The organism is Coprococcus sp. AF102-57, assembly GCF_027686195.1.
GTDB lineage: Bacteria > Bacillota > Clostridia > Lachnospirales > Lachnospiraceae > Allocoprococcus > Allocoprococcus comes.
Genome location: NZ_JAQCSY010000007.1, coordinates 17,724 through 36,684 on the forward strand (window position 1 = coordinate 17,724; position 18,961 = coordinate 36,684).

Consider the following 18,961-nt stretch of genomic DNA (forward strand, 5'->3'; position numbering starts at 1 on the left):
CTATGGCAAAAATACTGGCAGTTGATGATGAACCGGCAATTTTGGAAATGATAGAAAGCATTTTGAATAAGGATGGACATCTGGTTACCAAAGTAAGTAATCCACTAAAAATTAATATGGAAGAATTACATCGTTATGACCTGATTTTACTGGACATTATGATGCCTGGAATTGACGGCTTCGAATTATGCAAAAGAATCAGGGCACTTGTGGATTGTCCGATTTTGTTTCTTACGGCAAAAACGGAGGAAAACAGTCTGGTAAACGGACTTTCTTTAGGAGCAGATGATTATATTTCAAAGCCATTTGGAGTGATGGAACTTCGGGCAAGGATTCATGCACATCTTAGAAGAGAGCACAGGGAACATTCTGTCCGGATGGTTTTGGGGAGGGTCTGTATTCAAATATCTCAAAAGAAACTATTGGTTGATGATAAGGAACTTCCTCTTACGAAAGCGGAGTACGAAATCTGTGAATTTCTGGCTAAAAACAGAGGACAGGTTTTCTCGAAGGAACAGATATTGGAAGCGGTCTTTGGCTTTGACAATGAGAGTAATGACAGTACTATAATCACGCATATCAAAAATGTAAGAGCAAAATTTGCGGATTATGATTATACACCGATAAAAACAGTCTGGGGGATTGGATATAAATGGGAAGAGTAAAGAGAAGCAATGCACTCAGCTGGATTTTTATGAGATATGTACTGGTCATGCTTGGATCATTAGTAGGTTTGGTGATTGTTGCTTGGCTGCTGCTGTACCTTTTGATTAGTGTGGGCTGTATCTATCCGGCGAATTATGCAGAGCAAAAGATTAATGAAGCATATGATACGATTTTACGTGCGGATAAAGTAACTGCTGAGATGATTCCTGCACTTTGTGATTATGTAATCTTTTCAGAGAATGGAGAGAAAATAGGTGGAGATCTGTCAGAACAATACGAACAGATAGCATGGAATGTTGCAAAGTACGGAAACGCATCCGGGAAATATTTTTATAAAGTAATTGTAAGGGAAAATGAATATGTTGTATTGCAATATCGCCTGACACCTCAATATCATTCAGCTTTTTTGAGGGAGCATTTTATAGGACCACAGAATGTGATGAGTATTATGTCAGTGATTGGAGCGGTAGCGATTATCATCATTCCGTCCATACGTTTTGGAAAAAGAATCAAAAAGCAGATGCAGCCTGTATTAGACGCAATCGGACAAATAAAGAATCAAAATCTGGAATATGAGACATCCTGTTCCGGTATCAAAGAGTTTGATGACTGTTTATCGGCAATCGATGATATGCGAGATGCATTGCGAGAATCTTTAGAAAAGCAGTGGAAAACAGAGCAGGAAAAGAAACAACAGATGTCTGCTTTGGCGCATGATATTAAAACGCCTCTTACGATTGTACGGGGAAATGCAGAACTACTTTCAGAGACTGAACTGACCACAGAACAGAAGAATAATATCACTTATGTTTTGAACGGCACAACACAGATACAAAGTTATGTAAAACAGTTGATAGATGTCACAAAATCATGGAATTGCAGTGATGTTACCTATACAACGGTGAGGTTAGAAGATTTTTTCGCAGATATAAAGGAACAGGCACTCGGACTGGTAGAAATCTATCACCAGAAAATAGATTGGAAGGCGGGACAAAGTGATAAAAAGGTAACGATTGCTTATGATCCAATGTTCCGGGCCGTAATGAATATGATTCAGAATGCAGTGGAGCATACAAAAGAAAATGGAATCATTTATATTGACGCAAAGGAGCAGGATGGCCGGCTGACATTCATTGTGGAGGATAGCGGATCAGGATTTACAAAAGAAGCATTATTGCATGGCACAGAGCAGTTTTTTATGGATGACACAAGTAGAAATGGCGAAGCCCATTATGGGATGGGACTATTTTTTGCAAAAACTGTGGTTGAAAAATATGGTGGAGGTATTAAGCTTTCAAATTCTGAAAATACAGGTGGGGCGAGGGTAGAAATATTTTTCCTGAGTAGTCAAGAAACAAGCTAAATAGACCGCAATTAAGCTATGTAAAAGAAATTTTACATGCTTTTATCTAATATGTAAAAGCCTTTTGATAGACATTACTACTACGTTTGCTGTAATCTCATGGAAGAAGGAGGCATACAGAATTATGATAGCTGATAAAATTAAAAATGCTCGTACTATTCTTTATTACATAACTATCATTATAGTTGTTCTCAAGTGTGGAGAAACGTGAAAAGCAGATGAAGATGGATTCAGCGGTGGATGATATACGCAGAAGATTTGGATTTTACAGTATCCAGAGAGGGCTCATGTACCGGGACAGGATTCTGTCGGCAGTCAATGCAAAAGAAGAACACACAGTACAGTTGTTACGGACACACTGATCACGGGAAAGAAACGGGTGCGGATTTATTATTAAGTGCTTTTGAGATATTGATAAAATATGTGAAGAAAAATAAGCAGATAAATGGATTTAATATAAAAATCGGAAGTTGGAGGATACAAGCATGAAAATTGTAATCATTAATGGAAGTGCCAGAAAAGGAAACACGCTGACAGCAATCAATGCATTTATAAAAGGAGCATCAGAAAAGAATGAAATTGAAATCATTGAACCTGACAAACTCAACATTGCACCATGCAAGGGATGTGGTGTCTGTCAATGCTCTAAGGGATGCGTCGATAAGGATGATACAAATCCTACAATTGATAAAATTGCTGCCGCAGATATGATTCTTTTTGCTACACCAGTTTATTGGTGGGGAATGTCAGCACAATTGAAACTTATCATTGATAAGTGCTACTGCCGTGGATTGCAGTTAAAAAATAAAAAAGTTGGCACGATTGTTGTAGGCGGTTCTCCCGTAGACAGTATCCAGTATGAGCTGATTGATAAGCAGTTTGACTGTATGGCAAAATATCTTTCATGGGATATGCTTTTCAAAAAATCATATTACGCAACAGCCAGAGATGAACTTGAAAAAAACAAGGATTCCATGAACGAACTTGAGGGGATCGGAAAAAATTTATAAAGCACGTTCCAAATTCCAGTTTGCCAACTTGCCCTTTGAGAGAGGAGAAATCCTTTTCTCAAAGGGCTTTTTCTATTTATACAGATATTCGCAAACTACAAGATAAAGCTAAAACTTCATATACTCTAATCACAGAGGAAGTGGAGGTTTTGATATGAGTAACAGTTTAGCAGAAGTACACCCGGAGCTTGTTTCGGAGTGGTCGGAGAAGAACTTACCGCTTACACCTGATGACATTACTTTCGGTTCAAATAAAAAAGTATGGTGGAAAGGTGCTTGTGGTCACGAATGGAAGACAAGCGTTAAGGCTCGTTCCAATGGAGAGAAATGCCCGATATGTTCCGGTGCGAGAGTGATTGCAGGGATTAACGATTTGGCAACATTAGAGCCGCTACTGGAAAAGCAGTGGTCGGAAAAGAATAAGATAAAACCGACAGAAGTTTCTATTGGTTCCCATGGGGGGGCATACATTTCAGGAATTAGCGAAAGATGCAAAAGCAGTCTATCATGTGAAGAGAGTTGTTCTGGTTAATACAGAGATTGTGGATGAATATCTTGAGAATTTCAGAGATGAATTATAAAAAATAAAATGTAATACATGAGGAGCAAAACACGTTGACTTATTGTCGGACATAAAGCATAATAGTGTTGTAAGGAAGGAGGAAATAGTATGGCAAAGATGGGAAGACCAAAGAGTGATGACCCCATGAACTATCGCTTCACCATCCGTTTCTCCAATGCTGAACAGAAGCAATTGGAAGCTTATGCTGAAAAGTACGATCTTACAAAAGGGCAGGTGCTTAAGAAAGGATTGGAACTATTATACCGACAGGATAAGCACAGTTAAGATGCTCCTCACGATTAGTGAGGTGAGAGGATGGAAAAATCAAGAAAAGACAGCCGGGGGGTATGTGTTGCGAACCGGTGAGAGTCAGAGAAAAGACGGTCGCTATTCTTATACAGCTTTAGATAAAAATAGACGAACCGTTTACGCAAAAACATTGGTTGAACTCAGAGCAAAAGAAAGAAAATCATCCGTGACAAAGAAGATGGACTGAATCCGCTGCTAGCTGACAGGATGACGCTGAATGAATTAGATGATCGATTTATCGAACAGAAATATGATTTGAAACTATCAACAAAAGTGAATTATAAGGTACAGATACTTGCACCAGAAAGTGTGAAAGAACAGTGCAGACAGGTCGCAAAGCGACTGCGTTCATGAGCAAGTAGCGAAAGCGGATTGCGAATGTCCGCTTTACTTATAAAAGACAAAATTGGTATATTACACGAAATTTAGGGAGAAAACTGAGCAAGTAGGAAGGTGGAATATATATGAAACAAGATACTTTAGAGGGCAAAGCAAAAACAAAAAATGGGGTAAAACGACTGTGTTTTTCCATAATCTGCATTCTTCTGGAAGTGATTTTTATTATTACTATTGTAACACGCTTGAATGAATATGCAGAAATCATAAATTTATTTACAAGGATTTTGAGTGGGATCTTGGTTTTGGGATTGTACGCATCAAATAAGACATCCTCTATGAAAATGCCTTGGGTCATTTTAATTCTAATTTTCCCAATTATGGGTGTAGGCCTGTATTTGTTGATTGGTTTGAATGGTGGCACACATAAAATGCGTGAGCGATATGCAGAAATTGATAGCAAATTGTTACCAATGCTTCCGGACAGTCAGGAGTGTTTGAGCAGAATAAAAGAAACAATTCCGAAAGCAGGAAATATAGCAAGTTACATACAAAGAAATTCGCAGTATCCAATCTATCAGAATACGGATATTGTGTATTTTGATGAAGCAGTGAAAGGATTAGAGGCACAGCTTAAGGATTTGGAGAAAGCACAGAAGTTTATCTTTATGGAATATCATGCGATAGAAGACGCTGAAGCATGGCATAAGATTCAAGATGTTCTGGAAGAGCGAGTAAAAGCAGGTGTGAAAGTTAGAGTATTCTACGATGATATGGGTTCGATAGGCTTTATTAACACAGATTTTGTGAAAAAGATGGAGGCAATAGGAATTCATTGCCGTGTATTCAATCCGTTTATGCCAGGTTTAAATCTGTTTTTGAACAATCGTGATCATAGAAAAATAACAGTTATTGATGGAAAAGTCGGATTTACAGGTGGATATAATCTAGCAAACGAATATTTTAATTACACACACCCGTATGGACAGTGGAAAGATACAGGTATTCGTTTAGAAGGAGATGCTGTTCAGTCGCTTACGGTGACATTTTTGGAAATGTGGAATGCAGTAAGTGATAAGGATGCTAATGATTCTGATTTTAGTAAATACCTTTTCCACTATGATTATGCGGCACAGCAAACTGGGTTTGTTCAACCTTATGCAGACAGCCCTATGGATAATGAGCAAGTAGGAGAAGAAGTTTATATCAGTATGATAAATAAAGCTGAAAAATATTGTTGGTTTATGACTCCATATCTAATCATAACAGATGAAATGACGCATGCGTTATGTCTGGCTGCTAAGCGAGGGGTAGACGTAAGAATTATCACACCTGGTATCCCTGATAAAAAATTCATTTATAATATAACTCGTTCTTTTTATCATGGATTGGTTAAACATGGTGTTCGTGTTTATGAGTGGACTCCTGGTTTCTGTCATGCAAAAATGAGTGTGGCAGATGACTGTATGGCAACTTGTGGAACAATTAATCTGGATTATCGAAGTTTATATCACCATTTTGAAAACGGCTGTTTTATGGCAGATTGTCAGGCAGTTGTGGAAATAAAAAATGATCTGATAAGAACGATGGGAGAATGTCGTGATGTGACAGACCAATATCAAACCGGACGAAGTGCATATTTGCGACTGGGACAATTATTTATGAGATTATTTGCTGGATTGCTATAAGAATCTGATGAAACGACCTTTCAAAAAACAGTTGATTTAGAAGTTAACTGTTTTTGAAAGGCCGTTTTTGCTATATCTAACAGTCTGTTGTACAAAGAAAATTTTGCATGGATGAAAAAAACAAACCTTGTTGAGGTTAAATTGAGATTGACTTTGTATTGTATAAGTATGAAATAAAAAGGAATCAGGTGATGTACAATGAAAAAGCATAAAATATGTAAAATCCTTCTTGTTATACTGGCAATTTTTTTATGTGTGGCTTTTTATGAATTGCTCGGAATCTGCGTTGCATATAAAAAGCAGCCGGAAGTGTCCAATACAACCAAAAAAGAAACAAAAAATGGGTCATGGAACGAATGCAGTGAAAATACAGAACGGGCAGTAATCATAGAAAAGAATCCAGAAGCGCTTTTACAAAGAGTGCGTTTGATCAAGAATGCAAAAAAGGAAATTATTCTTTCTACTTTTGCATTTCAATCCGATGAAAGTGGAAAATTGATTTTAGGAGCACTGCATGATGCGGCAGACAGAGGTGTACATATTCGTCTGTTAGTAGATGGAATGGAGAGCTGGATTGATATGGAAGGAAATCCGTATTTCTATGGATTATCTTCCCATGAGAATGTTGAAATTAAACTGTATAATAAGGCCAATCCGTTGAAACCGTGGAAAATGATGGGTAGAATGCATGATAAATATTTGATTGCAGATGGAAAGAGATATATTCTTGGGGGAAGAAATACATACAATTATTTCCTGGGTGATTTTCCGGGACATAAGAACTATGACAGAGACGTGTTAGTGGTTTGCGATGAACCTGAGAAAGAAAATTCAGTTAACCAGTTGTTAGAGTATTTTGAAACGATATGGGAACAAGAAGACAGTGGTTATTTTCATGACAATAAAAAACTGGCAAATAGAAAATCTGTAAAGAACGCAGTTTTAGAGCTGCAGAACGGCTATCAGAAATATTTTGAAGAGAATAAGGAAAGAATCTGCGATACCGATTACACGGACGAAACTTTTGAGACAGAAAAGATTGCATTAGTGTCAAATCCTATCCACACAGGTTCCAAGGAACCAGTAGTGTGGTATCAGTTGGGAGAATTGATGAAAAATGCAAAAAATCGTGTGAAGATCCACACGCCATATATTATCTGTAATGATATGATGTATAATACATGGGAGGAGATTGTAGAGAACGTTTCAGATTTTTCTATCATGACAAATTCAGTTGCGAATAATGGGAATCCATTTGGGTCTGCCGATTATGCGAAAAACAGAAATAGAATCTTAAGTACAGGAATTAATATCTGGGAATATGAAGGCGGTTATTCATACCACGGAAAAAGTATTCTGATTGACGATGATCTGTCTGTAATCGGTTCCTTTAATATGGACATGAGAAGTGCATATCTGGATACGGAACTGATGCTTGTAATACGCAGTAAAGATATTAATAAACAGTTGGAAGAGGGCATGATGGAATATGAAAAAGTGTCCCGCCAGATATTAGAAGGCGGAACTTATAATGATCCATATCATGTAGAGCCAATCGAATTAACAAAGAAACGTCAGAGAAAAATATTTTTGGTACAGCATCTGCTTGGATGGGCAAGGTATCTGTTTTAATAAGGAGGAAGGAAAACGTGTTTCAAATATTGATTGTAGAAGATGATAAAGAATTAAGCCAGCTATTCCAAAAAGTGCTTGAGAAGAATGGATATCAGGTCAAAAGTGCATCGGATGGAGCACTGGCATTAGAAATATTGGATAAAGAGTATATTGATCTGATCATTTCCGATATTATGATGCCGGTTATGGATGGTTATGAACTGGTGTCGGAACTCCGTTCAGCAGGATATCAGATACCGGTACTTATGATCACTGCGAAAGGTTCCTTTGATGATATGCGCCAGGGATTTCTTTCGGGAAGTGACGATTATATGGTAAAACCGGTAAATGTGAATGAAATGGTTTTAAGAGTTGGAGCACTGCTTCGCCGTGCACAGATACTGAATGAACACAAAATTGTGATCGGTTCAACAGAGTTTGATTATGATGCAATGACGGTTACAACTGATAAGGAAAGTCTTGTTTTGCCTAAAAAAGAATTCTTGCTTTTATATAAGCTTGCAGCTTCGCCAGGCAGAACATTTACAAAACAACAGTTGATGGATGAAGTATGGGGATACGAGACGGAGGCAGACCCACATACGATAGAGGTACATATAGGAAGAATCAGAGAGCGTTTTAAAGATAACCCTGATTTTGAAATCGTAACAATGCGTGGAATTGGATACAAGGTGGTGAAAAAATAATGGAACAAAAGAAAGAAAAAGGATTGCGGATCCGATCCTGTCTGACTGGTGCAATCTGGCTGGCACTTGTATTTTCAACAGTCATATCTGCTTTATTATTTGCTTTTTTGAATCATTATTTTAATCTGCCGGGCAGCATATCTGTGCTTGGCTGGCTTTTGATTTTCAATACATTGATTGCAGGGCTGATCACTTCCTTTATCAATGCAAAGTTACTGGAACCAATTACCAGACTTAGTAAAGCAATGAAGGAAGTTTCTCAGGGAGATTTTGAACAGCATTTGGAAACGAACAGCCGTATAGCAGAAGTTGGAGAATCTTATCAAAGTTTTAACGTTATGACAAAAGAACTTCGTGCAACAGAGGTGCTGCAGATGGATTTTGTATCTAATGTTTCTCATGAGTTTAAGACCCCGATTAATGCCATTGAAGGATATACAATGCTGCTTCAGGGAGAAGAACTGTCTCCGGATCAAGAGGAATATGTAGAAAAAATCTTATTTAACACCCAAAGACTTTCCGGATTGGTTGGTAATATTTTGCTGTTATCCAAGTTAGAGAATCAGAATATACCAATGAAAAAAACAGAATATCGTCTGGATGAACAGATCCGCCAGGCATTTCTTTCATTGGAAACAAAATGGACAGAAAAAGAAATTGGTTTTCAGGTAGAATTGGAGGAAGTTAAATATACTGGGAATGAAGGACTTTTTATGCATATCTGGATAAATCTTTTGGATAATGCGATTAAGTTCAGCCCTTCAAAGGGGACAATTACGATGTTTCTGAAACAAAAACAGGATTCTGTTAAGTTCATTCTGGAAGATGAAGGACCAGGAATAGAGGATGATGTAAAATCCAGAATATTTGACAAGTTCTATCAGGTAGATGGATCTCATAAAGCAGAAGGAAATGGCCTAGGTCTTGCACTTGTAAAACGGATTGTAGATAGTGCCGGAGGAACAATCAAAGCAGAAAACCGTGAATATGGTGGATGCAGATTTGTTATAGAGCTGCCAAAGCAGAAAGATGAGATTATATAGTTTTAAGATAAATTAGAAGATGGGAGAATTTATATGACATTTTATCAGGAGTTGCAGTTAAATCAGGCAGGTTCTAAAAACCTGTTGAAAAAGAGTGAAACACTAAAAGAAAAATTATATCATATGTGGGTATATCTGGTGAAGATAGCTGTTACATTGGCATTTTGTTTTTTCTTTGTTAGTATTTTCAGCATCCTATTTGGAAATGAGAACAGCATTGTAGGTGTAGTAGTCTTATTATGTCTCATGGTGTTTAGAAATGCGGATCTGGGGATCCACACCGGACAATCTACGATGCTTTTGGCTTTGTTCTTTGTAATTATGACTGTATGTCCGCATTTAGCAAATCAGTTTTCACCGGTATTGGGAATGCTGTTAAATATTGCGGCACTGGCTGTGTTGATTCTGTTCGGATGCCATAATCCATTCATGTTTAATCAATCTACATTGGTTCTTGGGTATCTGCTGCTATATGGTTATGATGTTACGGGAAAAAGCTATCAGATGCGATTAGTCGGAATGGCTTTAGGTGCAGCACTTACCTGCTTCGTATTCTATCGAAATCATAAAAACAGAAATTATAAAAGAAATCTGAAAGATCTGATACAAGAATTTGATATCACTTCTTCCAGAACAAAATGGCAGATATGTCAGATTTTATGCGTACCGATTGTCCTTTGCATTGCAGAACTTTGTAATATGCCACGTGCAATGTGGGCTGGTATTGCGGCCATGTCCGCGATTTTGCCGTTTATGGAAGATATGCACTACAGAGTCCGTAAAAGGATTGTCGGAAATATTGCAGGTGTTATATGTTTTACAGTATTATATTTTCTGCTTCCTTCGTCAATCTATGCATATATAGGAATTCTTGGTGGAATCGGTGTAGGACTTTCAGCACAATATGGCTGGCAGGCAGTATTTAACACATTTGGTGCTTTAGCCATTGCTGCAGAGACTTATGGACTACAAGGAGCGGTTAGTCTTAGAGTGATTCAAAATGTTTTTGGTGTTGTGTTTGCTTTAGCATTTTGTGTTATATTTTATTGGTTTATGTCTAAAAAAAGGAAAGTGAGGTGACCGTACATGCAGAGTGAAGTGAATCAGGAAGAAAATTTGAATAGAATTATTACGGTTCCTAATCTTCTTTCTTTTTTTCGGCTTTGTCTGATTCCGGTAATTATATGGAGTTATTGTGTAAAGAAAAATCCTCTGTTAGCTGGTGAAATCTTATTGCTGTCTGGTCTTACGGATCTTGCTGATGGATATATCGCAAGAAGATTCCATAGGATTAGTAATTTAGGAAAAATACTTGATCCGGTGGCTGATAAGCTGACACAGGCAGCGATGTTAATCTGTCTGTTTACTCGTTTTCCGCATGTGTTTCTTTTAATCGTAATAATGGCAGGTAAGGAGCTGTATATGGTAGTCAGTGGATGTCTTGTGATACGAAAGACAGGAAAAGTACATGGTGCAGACTGGCATGGAAAGATAGTAACCTTTTTATTATATGGAACTGCAGCGGTGCATATTATATGGTTCCACATTACACCGATGGTATCAGATCTGTCGATTGGTTTGTGCGCTATAATGATGGTCATATCGGTCGCTCTGTATATTATCCAGAATACCAGGACTCTTAAGGGAGAGACTGTATAAGCAATTTTATATTGCAATGACTAGAAAAATATTTAGGAGAAGATAGATATAAACAGTAAGTCAAACACACAAACTATTTGAACATTTGACTGCAACAATGGATATATTTTAAGAAGGGCTTATGAACACTTTCATCTGACAACAGAAATGATTTGACAATGATTCATCATGTACGGTGATGAAGAGAAGACAATTTAATAGAAGCCAGATTATTTGTATGAGAGGTCTAGAATATACAATATCAGGATTTGGAAAATTTCTTATTGTGATAGCAGTAAGTATTCTGGGAATTTCTTTATATAGAAAAATATAATAAAGGAAGTCAAAAAATAATGTTTTGGTGTACAGAACAGGATTTTTTGATTTTAGAAAGAAACACTTATCAAATTAGAATGCAGGCGTGTAAATGAGAAAATACATAACAAAAGCAAGTGAAAGAATAGGGGTAGAGAGTACATCCAGGGATGGAAAGAGGGCACAAGTTGTAAGTTATAGTACTTGTGAAAATTTTATAATCAGATTTTGTGATGGGAAAGAAATGAAGTTAAAAAATTGGAGATACTTTATTGAGGGAAACTTCAACTATGAAAAACATTTTAAAGCTCCAAGAAATAGAGAAGAGCGAATTGGCGAGAAAAAGGTAATGAATAATGGATTGACTGCTGAGGTTATTGAATACAGGGGGAGTCATGATATGGATATTTTGTTTGAAGATGGAGGAAAAAGAACGGGAGTATCCTGGCGGGATTTTTGTATCGGTAGTATTGCACATCCTACAATTTCTGGAGGAAATGTATCACAAAATGAATTGGTATTAAGATTTTATTTAGAGTCATTGGGGTTTGTTCGAATTCCACAACGTTCAAAGCGTTCTGACAGAGTTGGTTTAGAAGGGAAAGAGCTTGATTTATATAATGATAAGCTGAAAATAGCGATTGAGTATGATGGTGAATATTCTCATACTAAAAATAAAGATGATGAAGGAAAGAATAAAATAGTTGAAAAGTTGGGAATAAAACTTTATCGTTTTAGAGAACCGGGATGTTCTGGTGTTAGTGGAAGAAACTATATTTTAGAGGATAGTAGATTTATGTCAGCTTCATTGGAATGTTGCCTGAAAAGTTTTGTCAGAGATGTTCTCAAAAAGGATGATAAGTTTATAAACTTTGAGAAAGATAAACGTACAATAAAGGAATATGTATCAAATAATAAACGTGCAACGATTCATTTATATGAAAAGAAAAAAATGAATAATGGTATGGTTGCAGAAATCATTAAAATGTCTAGTTGTCGAAATATCACTGTACAGTTCGAGGATGGAGAAATTGTATATCATAAATGTTATCAAAGTTTTGTTAAAGGAAATATTTTACATCCCAAAGATACAAGTCTGGCAAAAAATAATCAAAGATTAAATTTACGAAAACAAATGAAGAACGGGATGATGGCAGAAGTGATTGAATATAATTTGAGTAATGATATCAAAGTGAAGTTTGATAATGGAGAAATAGTAAAAACAAGATGGGAAAGATTTAGTACAGGTAGTGTAGCAGTGCCTTCCTGTTATGCAAGAAATCATATAGGGGATAAAAAAATTCAAAACAGAGGTAATGAGGAGGCGGAGATTATTGAAGTAAAAGATGCAAATCATATCACCGTTAAATTTAAAGATGGCACTATTGTGAAAGATAGAAAATATGAGGATTTTATTCACGGAGCTATAGGTAAACCTGGGATTCCGCAACTGAGGCGTACTTTGAAAAATGAACGGTTATGGACAGAGAAGATAATGAGAAATGGAATGAAAGCTAAAATAGTTAGATATGGTTCTGCAAATGATATTGATATTAAGTTTTCAAATGGAACAATAGTTATGCATAAAACATATGCAAATTTCTGCTCTGGAAGTGTGGCATGTAAATAATGAGGAAAACAATTCGCAAATGTGCTCACTTGAGTCAGGAAGTGCTGATGAGATATAGAAACAATGAAAGCGTATATGTGTAAGCAACGAGGAATGCACCTTGGTTCGAAGATTTCCAGAGAAGAAATTACAAAAGAAAAATACTGCTATATAACCAATAGGCTCAGAAGGGAACAATTCCCTCTGGGTCTTTTTAAATATTCCTCGAAAATTGAGAATTACATATATTCAATTCTTTGTATTAGGTATATATTTTGAAAAGTTATCCGGTTATACTGACAATATCAAAAGGGAGAACTGTCAGAATGAGGTGAGCAGATGGATACAGCACAGAGAATAAGGTTAATTCGGATGATTGAAAAAATAGAGAAGAACCCAGAATTCAGTAGTAAAATCGGTGTGAGAAATACATCTGAGTTTGTATCAAGTAAACAATCAAAAAAATGAATGATTCAAATCATAACAGGAGTCAGAAGGAGTAGAATATGTTATCGTTACTATTTACTATATGCATGATCTGGTTTATTGGAAAATTTTTTATATTTGGTGTAAAAGCATCCTGGGGAATCTTAAAGTTGCTCTGTACAGTTGTATTTTTTCCGGTGATTTTGATAGGAATGGTTGTTGGTGGACTGATTTATATTGCATTTCCATTGTTGATCATCGGCGGAATCATTGCACTTATATCATCTAACTCATAAAAATACGAGGAGGGAAGAAATTATGGGATATGATATAGAAAAAGAGAAACGAGAAGCGATTGAAGCAGGACAACGAGCGTTAAGTAGTCTTCGGACAGCAAAAGAAAACCTGAACAGTGCAAAAAATTGGGGACTGGTGGATATGTTTGGCGGTGGATTCTTTTCTACGATGTTGAAACACTCCAAGATGGATCAGGCCAGACAAAATATGGAACAGGCGAAATATGATCTTCGTAATTTCAGTAGGGAATTAAATGATGTGAACATGGCTTGTAATCTGAACATCAATACTGGAGATTTCTTATCCTTTGCAGATTATTTTTTTGATGGATTTGTTGTGGATTGGATGGTGCAGGATCGAATCAATAATGCCAGACATCAGGTGGAAGAAGCTATCCGCAGAACGGAATACATCATAAACCAGTTACAGTATATGTAAAGGAAAGAGGCAGTGGATCATAAATAGGTTCGCTGCCTTGTTTTTCATACTTATTTCTGTTTCTTTTTTTCTTCTCTGAGCAATTCGATGTTTAGTCCCTGCTCTCCGGCTGTTTTATCAACCCAGAGATTCAGGGAATCTATTGCCAGAGAAATTTCATCCAGTTTGTTACTGATAAAAGCAAAATCCTTGATCTCATCATCGCTGATCTTACCGTCACGGGCAATCTGGATCAGACGTGTGGTAAGAGGATTAATCTCATTCAGACTGGCAATGGTTTCCAGGATTATATTGGATAAATCAGAAACTTCGACCTCCGGGACATAACGATGACCGATTTCGCATTTATGAGAGCAGTAATAATTGCAGAGATCCGGGCGCTTGTAAGCATCAGCCATCTGGATGATATCGTAAGGTGTGGGTTCCTGCATTTCATATTCAAACTTTTCAATTTTAGAATCAGAAACAGCAGTCATTTTTTCACTGGCTTCTGATCTGGTGAGACCGGCTTTTTCCCGGCAAATCTGATAAATTGTCTTATTTTCTCTCGTAGATTGTTTCCCCATGAGAATAACCTCCCTGTATATCGCGAACATGAGGATTATCAGGCATTAAGTCCACATGCTGTGCGTGTATTTCCTTTATAGATTTTATTATACTTGAAGCATCAGTAAACAACAAGATTATAAATGGATAGGAAGCCAGAAAGATTACTGGTTGCTGAAAATCAGTATAAAGAATTCAAAAAGTCAGGGAAAAAACCAAGTGATTTTTGCAAGGAAAATCTTAGAATGTCTGACGTAAAATCATATGATTACGTGTTTAATTATTTTTCTAATTCCGGGATTCTTGTGGAAGCAATAAAAGAGTATCATAGAACAGCTAAGATTCCAAAAGGTGAATATACGCTGCTCGATTTGTTAAAATAAAAAAATTGCCTGGTTCAGAAAATAAAAGATAATTCAAGATGCGGAAACCCTTAAAAAATCAAGGACTTCCGCACTTTTTTGTTTACAGAAAAATAATTTTGTAATCGCATACGCCAAATAGCAGAACACTAAGACGGAATCAATACACATGCACAATATCCGCTGGCAGGTTGAAAACAGTAGATGGTCAAAGTCTTGTCGATTTCCGGACTATAATCCTGCAGGATATGTTTGTTGCCGTTTAATGCTACATCCGCATAAGTAACAAGCCATTTTTTATCCCCATTTTCAAAGACTTCATAAAAGGAATGATTCAACATTTCTGAAACGGGAACGCCCTCAACAACAGCCATTTCATCATTACAGTAACGGAATACAAAGTCTACACCATGTCCCTCCGCATCAAATACAAGTTCAATAATACAAAAAGCAAGTGGCATATCATTGAGAAAGCTACAGCTATCAAATAATTGAAGTGAGCTGTCTTCTGAAATCTCCGAATAGTTCTGCACATTTAAACCAAGCGCCTTACGGATTTGTTTGTGCTGACTCAAATTACGTTTTCTTCCTTGAAAGACAGCACCATCAGTCATTGTATAAAGTCCTTCGTCGGATATATGAACAATTTGATTTTTTCGAAGAACAACGCCTTTTGAGATGTTTAGAAAATCTTCTTCTGGCAAGTAAAGCATAAGTTCTTTTATCGGGATTGTAGTTGCAAAGCTCTCTCCCGAGGAAAGCGTAATGATTGTGTGAGGATTCTGTCTGGTAAGGTAAAAAATATCTGAAATTTTGATATTTTTTCGTTCGAAATATAGTGGAACATTATAACACATAGATATTAATTTTTTAACTTGCCTTTTGAGAGAGGAGAAAATTCTTTTTTCAAAGGGCTTTTTCTATTTATGCGGATATTCGTAACTACAAGACAAAAAATAGATTTGCGAATGAAAAGTGTGCTATAGTTATAAAAGATAAATCAGAAGAAGTCAGGAGGAAGAATGCAATGAAAGACGAAAAATCTAAAATAACAGCAGTTGCCATTGAAAAAATGATTGATTTTTATCAGGGGAATTTGAGAGATATCGAACATTTCCTGAAAGTATGGGCGTATGCAAAGACGATAGGGGAGCAGGAAAGTGTGGATGAAAACACACAGGGAATTCTTGAACTTGCAGCTGTGGTGCATGATATATCCTGTCCACTTTGCCGTGAAAAATATGGAAACACAAATGGTAAAAATCAGGAACTTGAAAGTGAACCACTGGTAAAGGAGTTTTTTGAAGGAATGCCTGTATCAGAACAGAAAGTGGAGCGTATTATCTGGCTGGTCACACATCATCATACATACACCAATATAGATGGGATAGATTATCAGATTTTAATAGAGGCAGATTTTTTTGTAAATGCAAGTGAGAGTAATTTTTCAAAAGTGTCGATTGAAAATGCGAAATCCCGTATTTTTAAGACGGCAGCGGGATGCAGATTGTTGGAATCAATATTTTTAAGAGAAGAATAATAAAAAGCATTATATTGGAGAATAATTTATGGCACAGTCAAAACAGGATGAACTATACAAAGCACTGCAACAGAAAGGCTATCCGGACAGCCTTTGCAGGGAAATTGCTTATAAACAGATGAACACAGATTATACAGCAACAAGAATGCTCGGCTATCTGTACCGCATATCAGATCCGCGACCGGAAGATGTGTTGGATGAGATGCTGGCAATTCTAAGCGACCGGAACGCAATTATCCAGAAAAAAGAATTGGAACATGCGCAGGCAACGATCAATAAGGTGTATCGCGAAGGTCTGTAAAAGGTGATCAGATTAAATATACGGATGAAAACAGGGGAAAAGAAATGCTGAACGTAATAGAAATCAAAGACTTTAATGCGCCGGAATTGGATATTTATGCCAGGTGCACAGAAGCACGGCTTCTGAATAAAGATCACCCAGAAGAGGGAATGTTCATTGCGGAAAGTCCGAAGGTGATCGGCAGAGCGTTGGATGCAGGTTATGAGCCATTGTCTGTTCTTGTTGAAAAGAAGCAGATGGAAGAGAATGAAGAAACAAGCCAGATTATGAACAGATTTGATGATACGAAAGTATCGATTTTTACAGCGGATTTTGAGGTGCTGACTAAATTGACAGGCTTCAAACTGACCAGAGGAATGCTTTGCGCAATGAGACGGAAACCGCTTCGAAAATTTCAGGATCTGTGTGATGGGATAAACAGAATCGCGATTCTTGAAAATGTGCAGAATCCGACAAATGTAGGAGCAATTTTCCGGTCTGCAGCGGCTCTTAATATGGAGGCGGTACTTCTGAGTCCGGGATGCAGTGATCCGCTTTACAGACGGGCTTCCAGGGTGAGTATGGGAACCGTATTTCAGATTCCGTGGACATTTATCCGGGATAGCAATGAAATGCGGTGCAAGCGGGAAGTAATCTGGCCAAAACAGGTGATTGCAGAATTGAAAAAGCTTGGCTATAAGACGGCAGCACTTGCGCTGACTGATGATTCGGTCAGCATCGATGATTCGGAACTGATGAAGGAAGAAAAGTTGGCAGTTATTCTTGGAAATGAAGGTGAAGGACTGGAAAACGAGACAATAGCGCTATGTGATTATACGGTTAAAATTCCGATGACACATGGCGTTGATTCGCTGAATGTGGCAGCGGCGAGTGCGGTGGCATTCTGGCAGCTTGGGAAAATAATTCTGTAAAGGTAACCGTATTGTATCAGATGACACGAAGGAGGAAAGAGATTTGACAGAACGTTTTCAGAAGATTGATGCAGCAATCGTAGAGTCGAATGCAAAAACGTAGAATTTACACCTTTGGAAGATATGATATTTTTACAGTACTGCTGTCAGAAGGAGATACAACCATAACATTATTGTGTGAAAGAGTAAATTCCACCGCCCAGTTTTGTAAATTGTTGAAAGAAATATATTGTTATATGATTACGTAAGTGATATACTTAAACATAAGAGAACCGTGTAAAATTACAGTTTGCTTTTTACACGGTTTTCTTTATACTAGACGGTTAGTTAAAACTAACATGATGAAAGTATGAAAGATTATAGAATAACATATATTAGGTATTAGGCAATATAATCAATAAGCTATAGAACTAATACTATACCGCTGAAGATAATTATTTTTGCCAATGAATTTTTTCGAGCATATATGGAGGGAAAATATAATGCGAATAAATATTTTTGAAGGTATACTGATTCCGTTTGTTGGAACAACGTTAGGTGCAGCATGCGTGTTTTTTATGAGAAAAACACTTAGCAAGTTACTGCAACGTGCACTTGCAGGGTTTGCAGCAGGTATAATGGTTGCGGCTTCAATCTGGAGTCTTCTGATTCCGGCAATTAAACAATCTGAGAATATGGGAACTTTATCGTTTGTTCCTGCAGTTGCTGGGTTCTGGATTGGTATATTGTTTTTACTCGCACTTGATCATTTGATTCCGCATCTTCATGTTGGAAGTGATCAGGCAGAGGGACCGAAAAGCAAACTTGGCCGTACTACGATGATGGTGTTGGCAGTTACATTACATAACATCCCTGAAGGTATGGCAGTTGGTGTAATGTATGCTGGATTTCTTGCTGAAAATGCACAGATTACAGCAACAAGTGCACTTGCTTTATCACTTGGAATTGCTATCCAGAATTTCCCGGAAGGAGCGATTATATCCATGCCGCTTAGGGCAGAGGGTGAAAGTAAGAGAAAGGCATTTCTGGGAGGTGTACTTTCAGGAGTGGTTGAACCGATTGGAGCAGTACTGACGATTCTTGCTGCACAGCTGGTAATCCCGGCATTACCATATTTACTCAGCTTTGCAGCAGGAGCCATGTTATATGTCGTGGTTGAAGAACTAATTCCGGAAATGTCTCAGGGACAGCACTCAAATATCGGTACGCTTTTCTTTGCACTTGGATTTAGTTTGATGATGATCTTGGATGTGGCACTGGGGTAAGAGGAGAGGAATGAT

23 protein-coding genes and 2 pseudogenes are annotated in these 18,961 nt (G+C 37.3%); 22 read left to right on the forward strand and 3 right to left on the reverse strand.

What is annotated here, in order from left to right:
• Positions 1–2: 2 nt before the first annotated feature.
• The 17 genes and pseudogenes from PGZ10_RS06055 to PGZ10_RS06135 all read left to right on the forward strand — a co-directional run bounded on the left by PGZ10_RS06055 (position 3) and on the right by PGZ10_RS06135 (position 14,021).
• Entirely contained in the window at positions 3–665 is a 663-nt protein-coding gene (locus PGZ10_RS06055; protein ID WP_270540941.1) for a response regulator transcription factor, read from the forward strand.
• Complete coding sequence (locus tag PGZ10_RS06060) at positions 653–2,029, forward strand: sensor histidine kinase (RefSeq protein ID WP_270540942.1); 1,377 nt, start codon at positions 653–655, stop codon at positions 2,027–2,029. Before PGZ10_RS06055 ends, PGZ10_RS06060 begins: the two co-directional genes overlap by 13 nt.
• Before the next feature lie 218 nt (positions 2,030–2,247).
• Positions 2,248–2,391: a hypothetical protein gene (locus tag PGZ10_RS06065; protein ID WP_173690791.1), complete on the forward strand. Its 144-nt coding sequence runs from the start codon at positions 2,248–2,250 to the stop codon at positions 2,389–2,391.
• Between the two features lie 123 nt (positions 2,392–2,514).
• Entirely contained in the window at positions 2,515–3,039 is a 525-nt protein-coding gene (locus tag PGZ10_RS06070; RefSeq protein WP_008119059.1) for a flavodoxin family protein, read from the forward strand.
• Positions 3,040–3,193: 154 nt separating this feature from the next.
• Positions 3,194–3,373: pseudogene (locus tag PGZ10_RS06075) on the forward strand (zinc-ribbon domain-containing protein); the annotation flags it as partial.
• A gap of 121 nt (positions 3,374–3,494) precedes the next feature.
• A complete protein-coding gene (locus PGZ10_RS06080) occupies positions 3,495–3,620 on the forward strand; it encodes a DUF6462 family protein (RefSeq protein ID WP_330674237.1) in 126 nt (41 codons plus the stop codon).
• An 89-nt stretch (positions 3,621–3,709) separates the two neighbouring features.
• Positions 3,710–3,886, forward strand: coding sequence for a hypothetical protein (locus PGZ10_RS06085; protein ID WP_004843915.1), 177 nt, complete (start codon positions 3,710–3,712; stop codon positions 3,884–3,886).
• Position 3,887: 1 nt separating this feature from the next.
• Positions 3,888–4,097 carry an integrase DNA-binding domain-containing protein gene (locus PGZ10_RS16795; protein ID WP_243014418.1) on the forward strand — a complete coding sequence of 70 codons (210 nt, stop codon included), beginning with the start codon at positions 3,888–3,890 and terminating at the stop codon, positions 4,095–4,097.
• A gap of 277 nt (positions 4,098–4,374) precedes the next feature.
• Entirely contained in the window at positions 4,375–5,934 is a 1,560-nt protein-coding gene (cls, locus tag PGZ10_RS06095) for a cardiolipin synthase (RefSeq protein WP_118097721.1), read from the forward strand.
• Between the two features lie 198 nt (positions 5,935–6,132).
• On the forward strand, positions 6,133–7,566 hold the full coding sequence (locus PGZ10_RS06100) for a phospholipase D family protein (protein ID WP_270540944.1): 1,434 nt from the start codon (positions 6,133–6,135) through the stop codon (positions 7,564–7,566).
• A complete protein-coding gene (locus tag PGZ10_RS06105; protein WP_044024695.1) occupies positions 7,545–8,255 on the forward strand; it encodes a response regulator transcription factor in 711 nt (236 codons plus the stop codon). Before PGZ10_RS06100 ends, PGZ10_RS06105 begins: the two co-directional genes overlap by 22 nt.
• Entirely contained in the window at positions 8,255–9,298 is a 1,044-nt protein-coding gene (locus tag PGZ10_RS06110; protein WP_270540946.1) for a sensor histidine kinase, read from the forward strand. Before PGZ10_RS06105 ends, PGZ10_RS06110 begins: the two co-directional genes overlap by 1 nt.
• Positions 9,299–9,331: 33 nt before the next feature.
• A complete protein-coding gene (locus PGZ10_RS06115) occupies positions 9,332–10,378 on the forward strand; it encodes an FUSC family protein (RefSeq protein ID WP_270540948.1) in 1,047 nt (348 codons plus the stop codon).
• Positions 10,379–10,384: 6 nt separating this feature from the next.
• Positions 10,385–10,957: a CDP-alcohol phosphatidyltransferase family protein gene (locus tag PGZ10_RS06120; RefSeq protein ID WP_270540950.1), complete on the forward strand. Its 573-nt coding sequence runs from the start codon at positions 10,385–10,387 to the stop codon at positions 10,955–10,957.
• Positions 10,958–11,363: 406 nt separating this feature from the next.
• Entirely contained in the window at positions 11,364–12,881 is a 1,518-nt protein-coding gene (locus PGZ10_RS06125; protein WP_270540951.1) for a hypothetical protein, read from the forward strand.
• A 485-nt stretch (positions 12,882–13,366) separates the two neighbouring features.
• Positions 13,367–13,582: a hypothetical protein gene (locus PGZ10_RS06130; RefSeq protein ID WP_055248899.1), complete on the forward strand. Its 216-nt coding sequence runs from the start codon at positions 13,367–13,369 to the stop codon at positions 13,580–13,582.
• Positions 13,583–13,604: 22 nt separating this feature from the next.
• A complete protein-coding gene (locus PGZ10_RS06135; protein ID WP_008369083.1) occupies positions 13,605–14,021 on the forward strand; it encodes a hypothetical protein in 417 nt (138 codons plus the stop codon).
• A 50-nt stretch (positions 14,022–14,071) separates the two neighbouring features.
• On the opposite strand, the gene PGZ10_RS06140 is transcribed toward PGZ10_RS06135, so the two are convergent.
• Entirely contained in the window at positions 14,072–14,587 is a 516-nt protein-coding gene (locus PGZ10_RS06140; RefSeq protein WP_044998574.1) for a helix-turn-helix domain-containing protein, read from the reverse strand.
• A gap of 225 nt (positions 14,588–14,812) precedes the next feature.
• Here PGZ10_RS06140 and PGZ10_RS06145 point away from each other — a divergent pair, with 225 nt between their 5' ends.
• The gene (locus PGZ10_RS06145) at positions 14,813–14,950 is read left to right on the forward strand and encodes a hypothetical protein (protein WP_008369085.1); all 138 of its coding nucleotides are present in this window, start codon (positions 14,813–14,815) and stop codon (positions 14,948–14,950) included.
• A gap of 128 nt (positions 14,951–15,078) precedes the next feature.
• Here the strand turns inward: PGZ10_RS06145 and PGZ10_RS06150 are convergent, their stop codons facing one another.
• Positions 15,079–15,504 carry a hypothetical protein gene (locus tag PGZ10_RS06150; RefSeq protein WP_270540952.1) on the reverse strand — a complete coding sequence of 142 codons (426 nt, stop codon included), beginning with the start codon at positions 15,502–15,504 and terminating at the stop codon, positions 15,079–15,081.
• Positions 15,505–15,564: 60 nt separating this feature from the next.
• Positions 15,565–15,786, reverse strand: a pseudogene (locus PGZ10_RS16935) (LytTR family transcriptional regulator DNA-binding domain-containing protein); the annotation flags it as partial.
• Between the two features lie 170 nt (positions 15,787–15,956).
• On the opposite strand from PGZ10_RS16935, the gene PGZ10_RS06155 reads away from it, so the two are divergent.
• From PGZ10_RS06155 to PGZ10_RS06170, 4 genes are all read left to right on the forward strand, one after another.
• The gene (locus tag PGZ10_RS06155; protein WP_270540953.1) at positions 15,957–16,469 is read left to right on the forward strand and encodes an HD domain-containing protein; all 513 of its coding nucleotides are present in this window, start codon (positions 15,957–15,959) and stop codon (positions 16,467–16,469) included.
• 28 nt (positions 16,470–16,497) lie between these two features.
• A complete protein-coding gene (locus tag PGZ10_RS06160) occupies positions 16,498–16,770 on the forward strand; it encodes a hypothetical protein (RefSeq protein WP_270540954.1) in 273 nt (90 codons plus the stop codon).
• 44 nt (positions 16,771–16,814) lie between these two features.
• Entirely contained in the window at positions 16,815–17,681 is an 867-nt protein-coding gene (locus PGZ10_RS06165) for a TrmH family RNA methyltransferase (protein ID WP_055248913.1), read from the forward strand.
• A gap of 482 nt (positions 17,682–18,163) precedes the next feature.
• Positions 18,164–18,946, forward strand: a complete 783-nt coding sequence (locus PGZ10_RS06170; protein ID WP_270540955.1) for a ZIP family metal transporter — start codon at positions 18,164–18,166, stop codon at positions 18,944–18,946.
• The last annotated feature ends 15 nt before the right edge of the window (positions 18,947–18,961 follow it).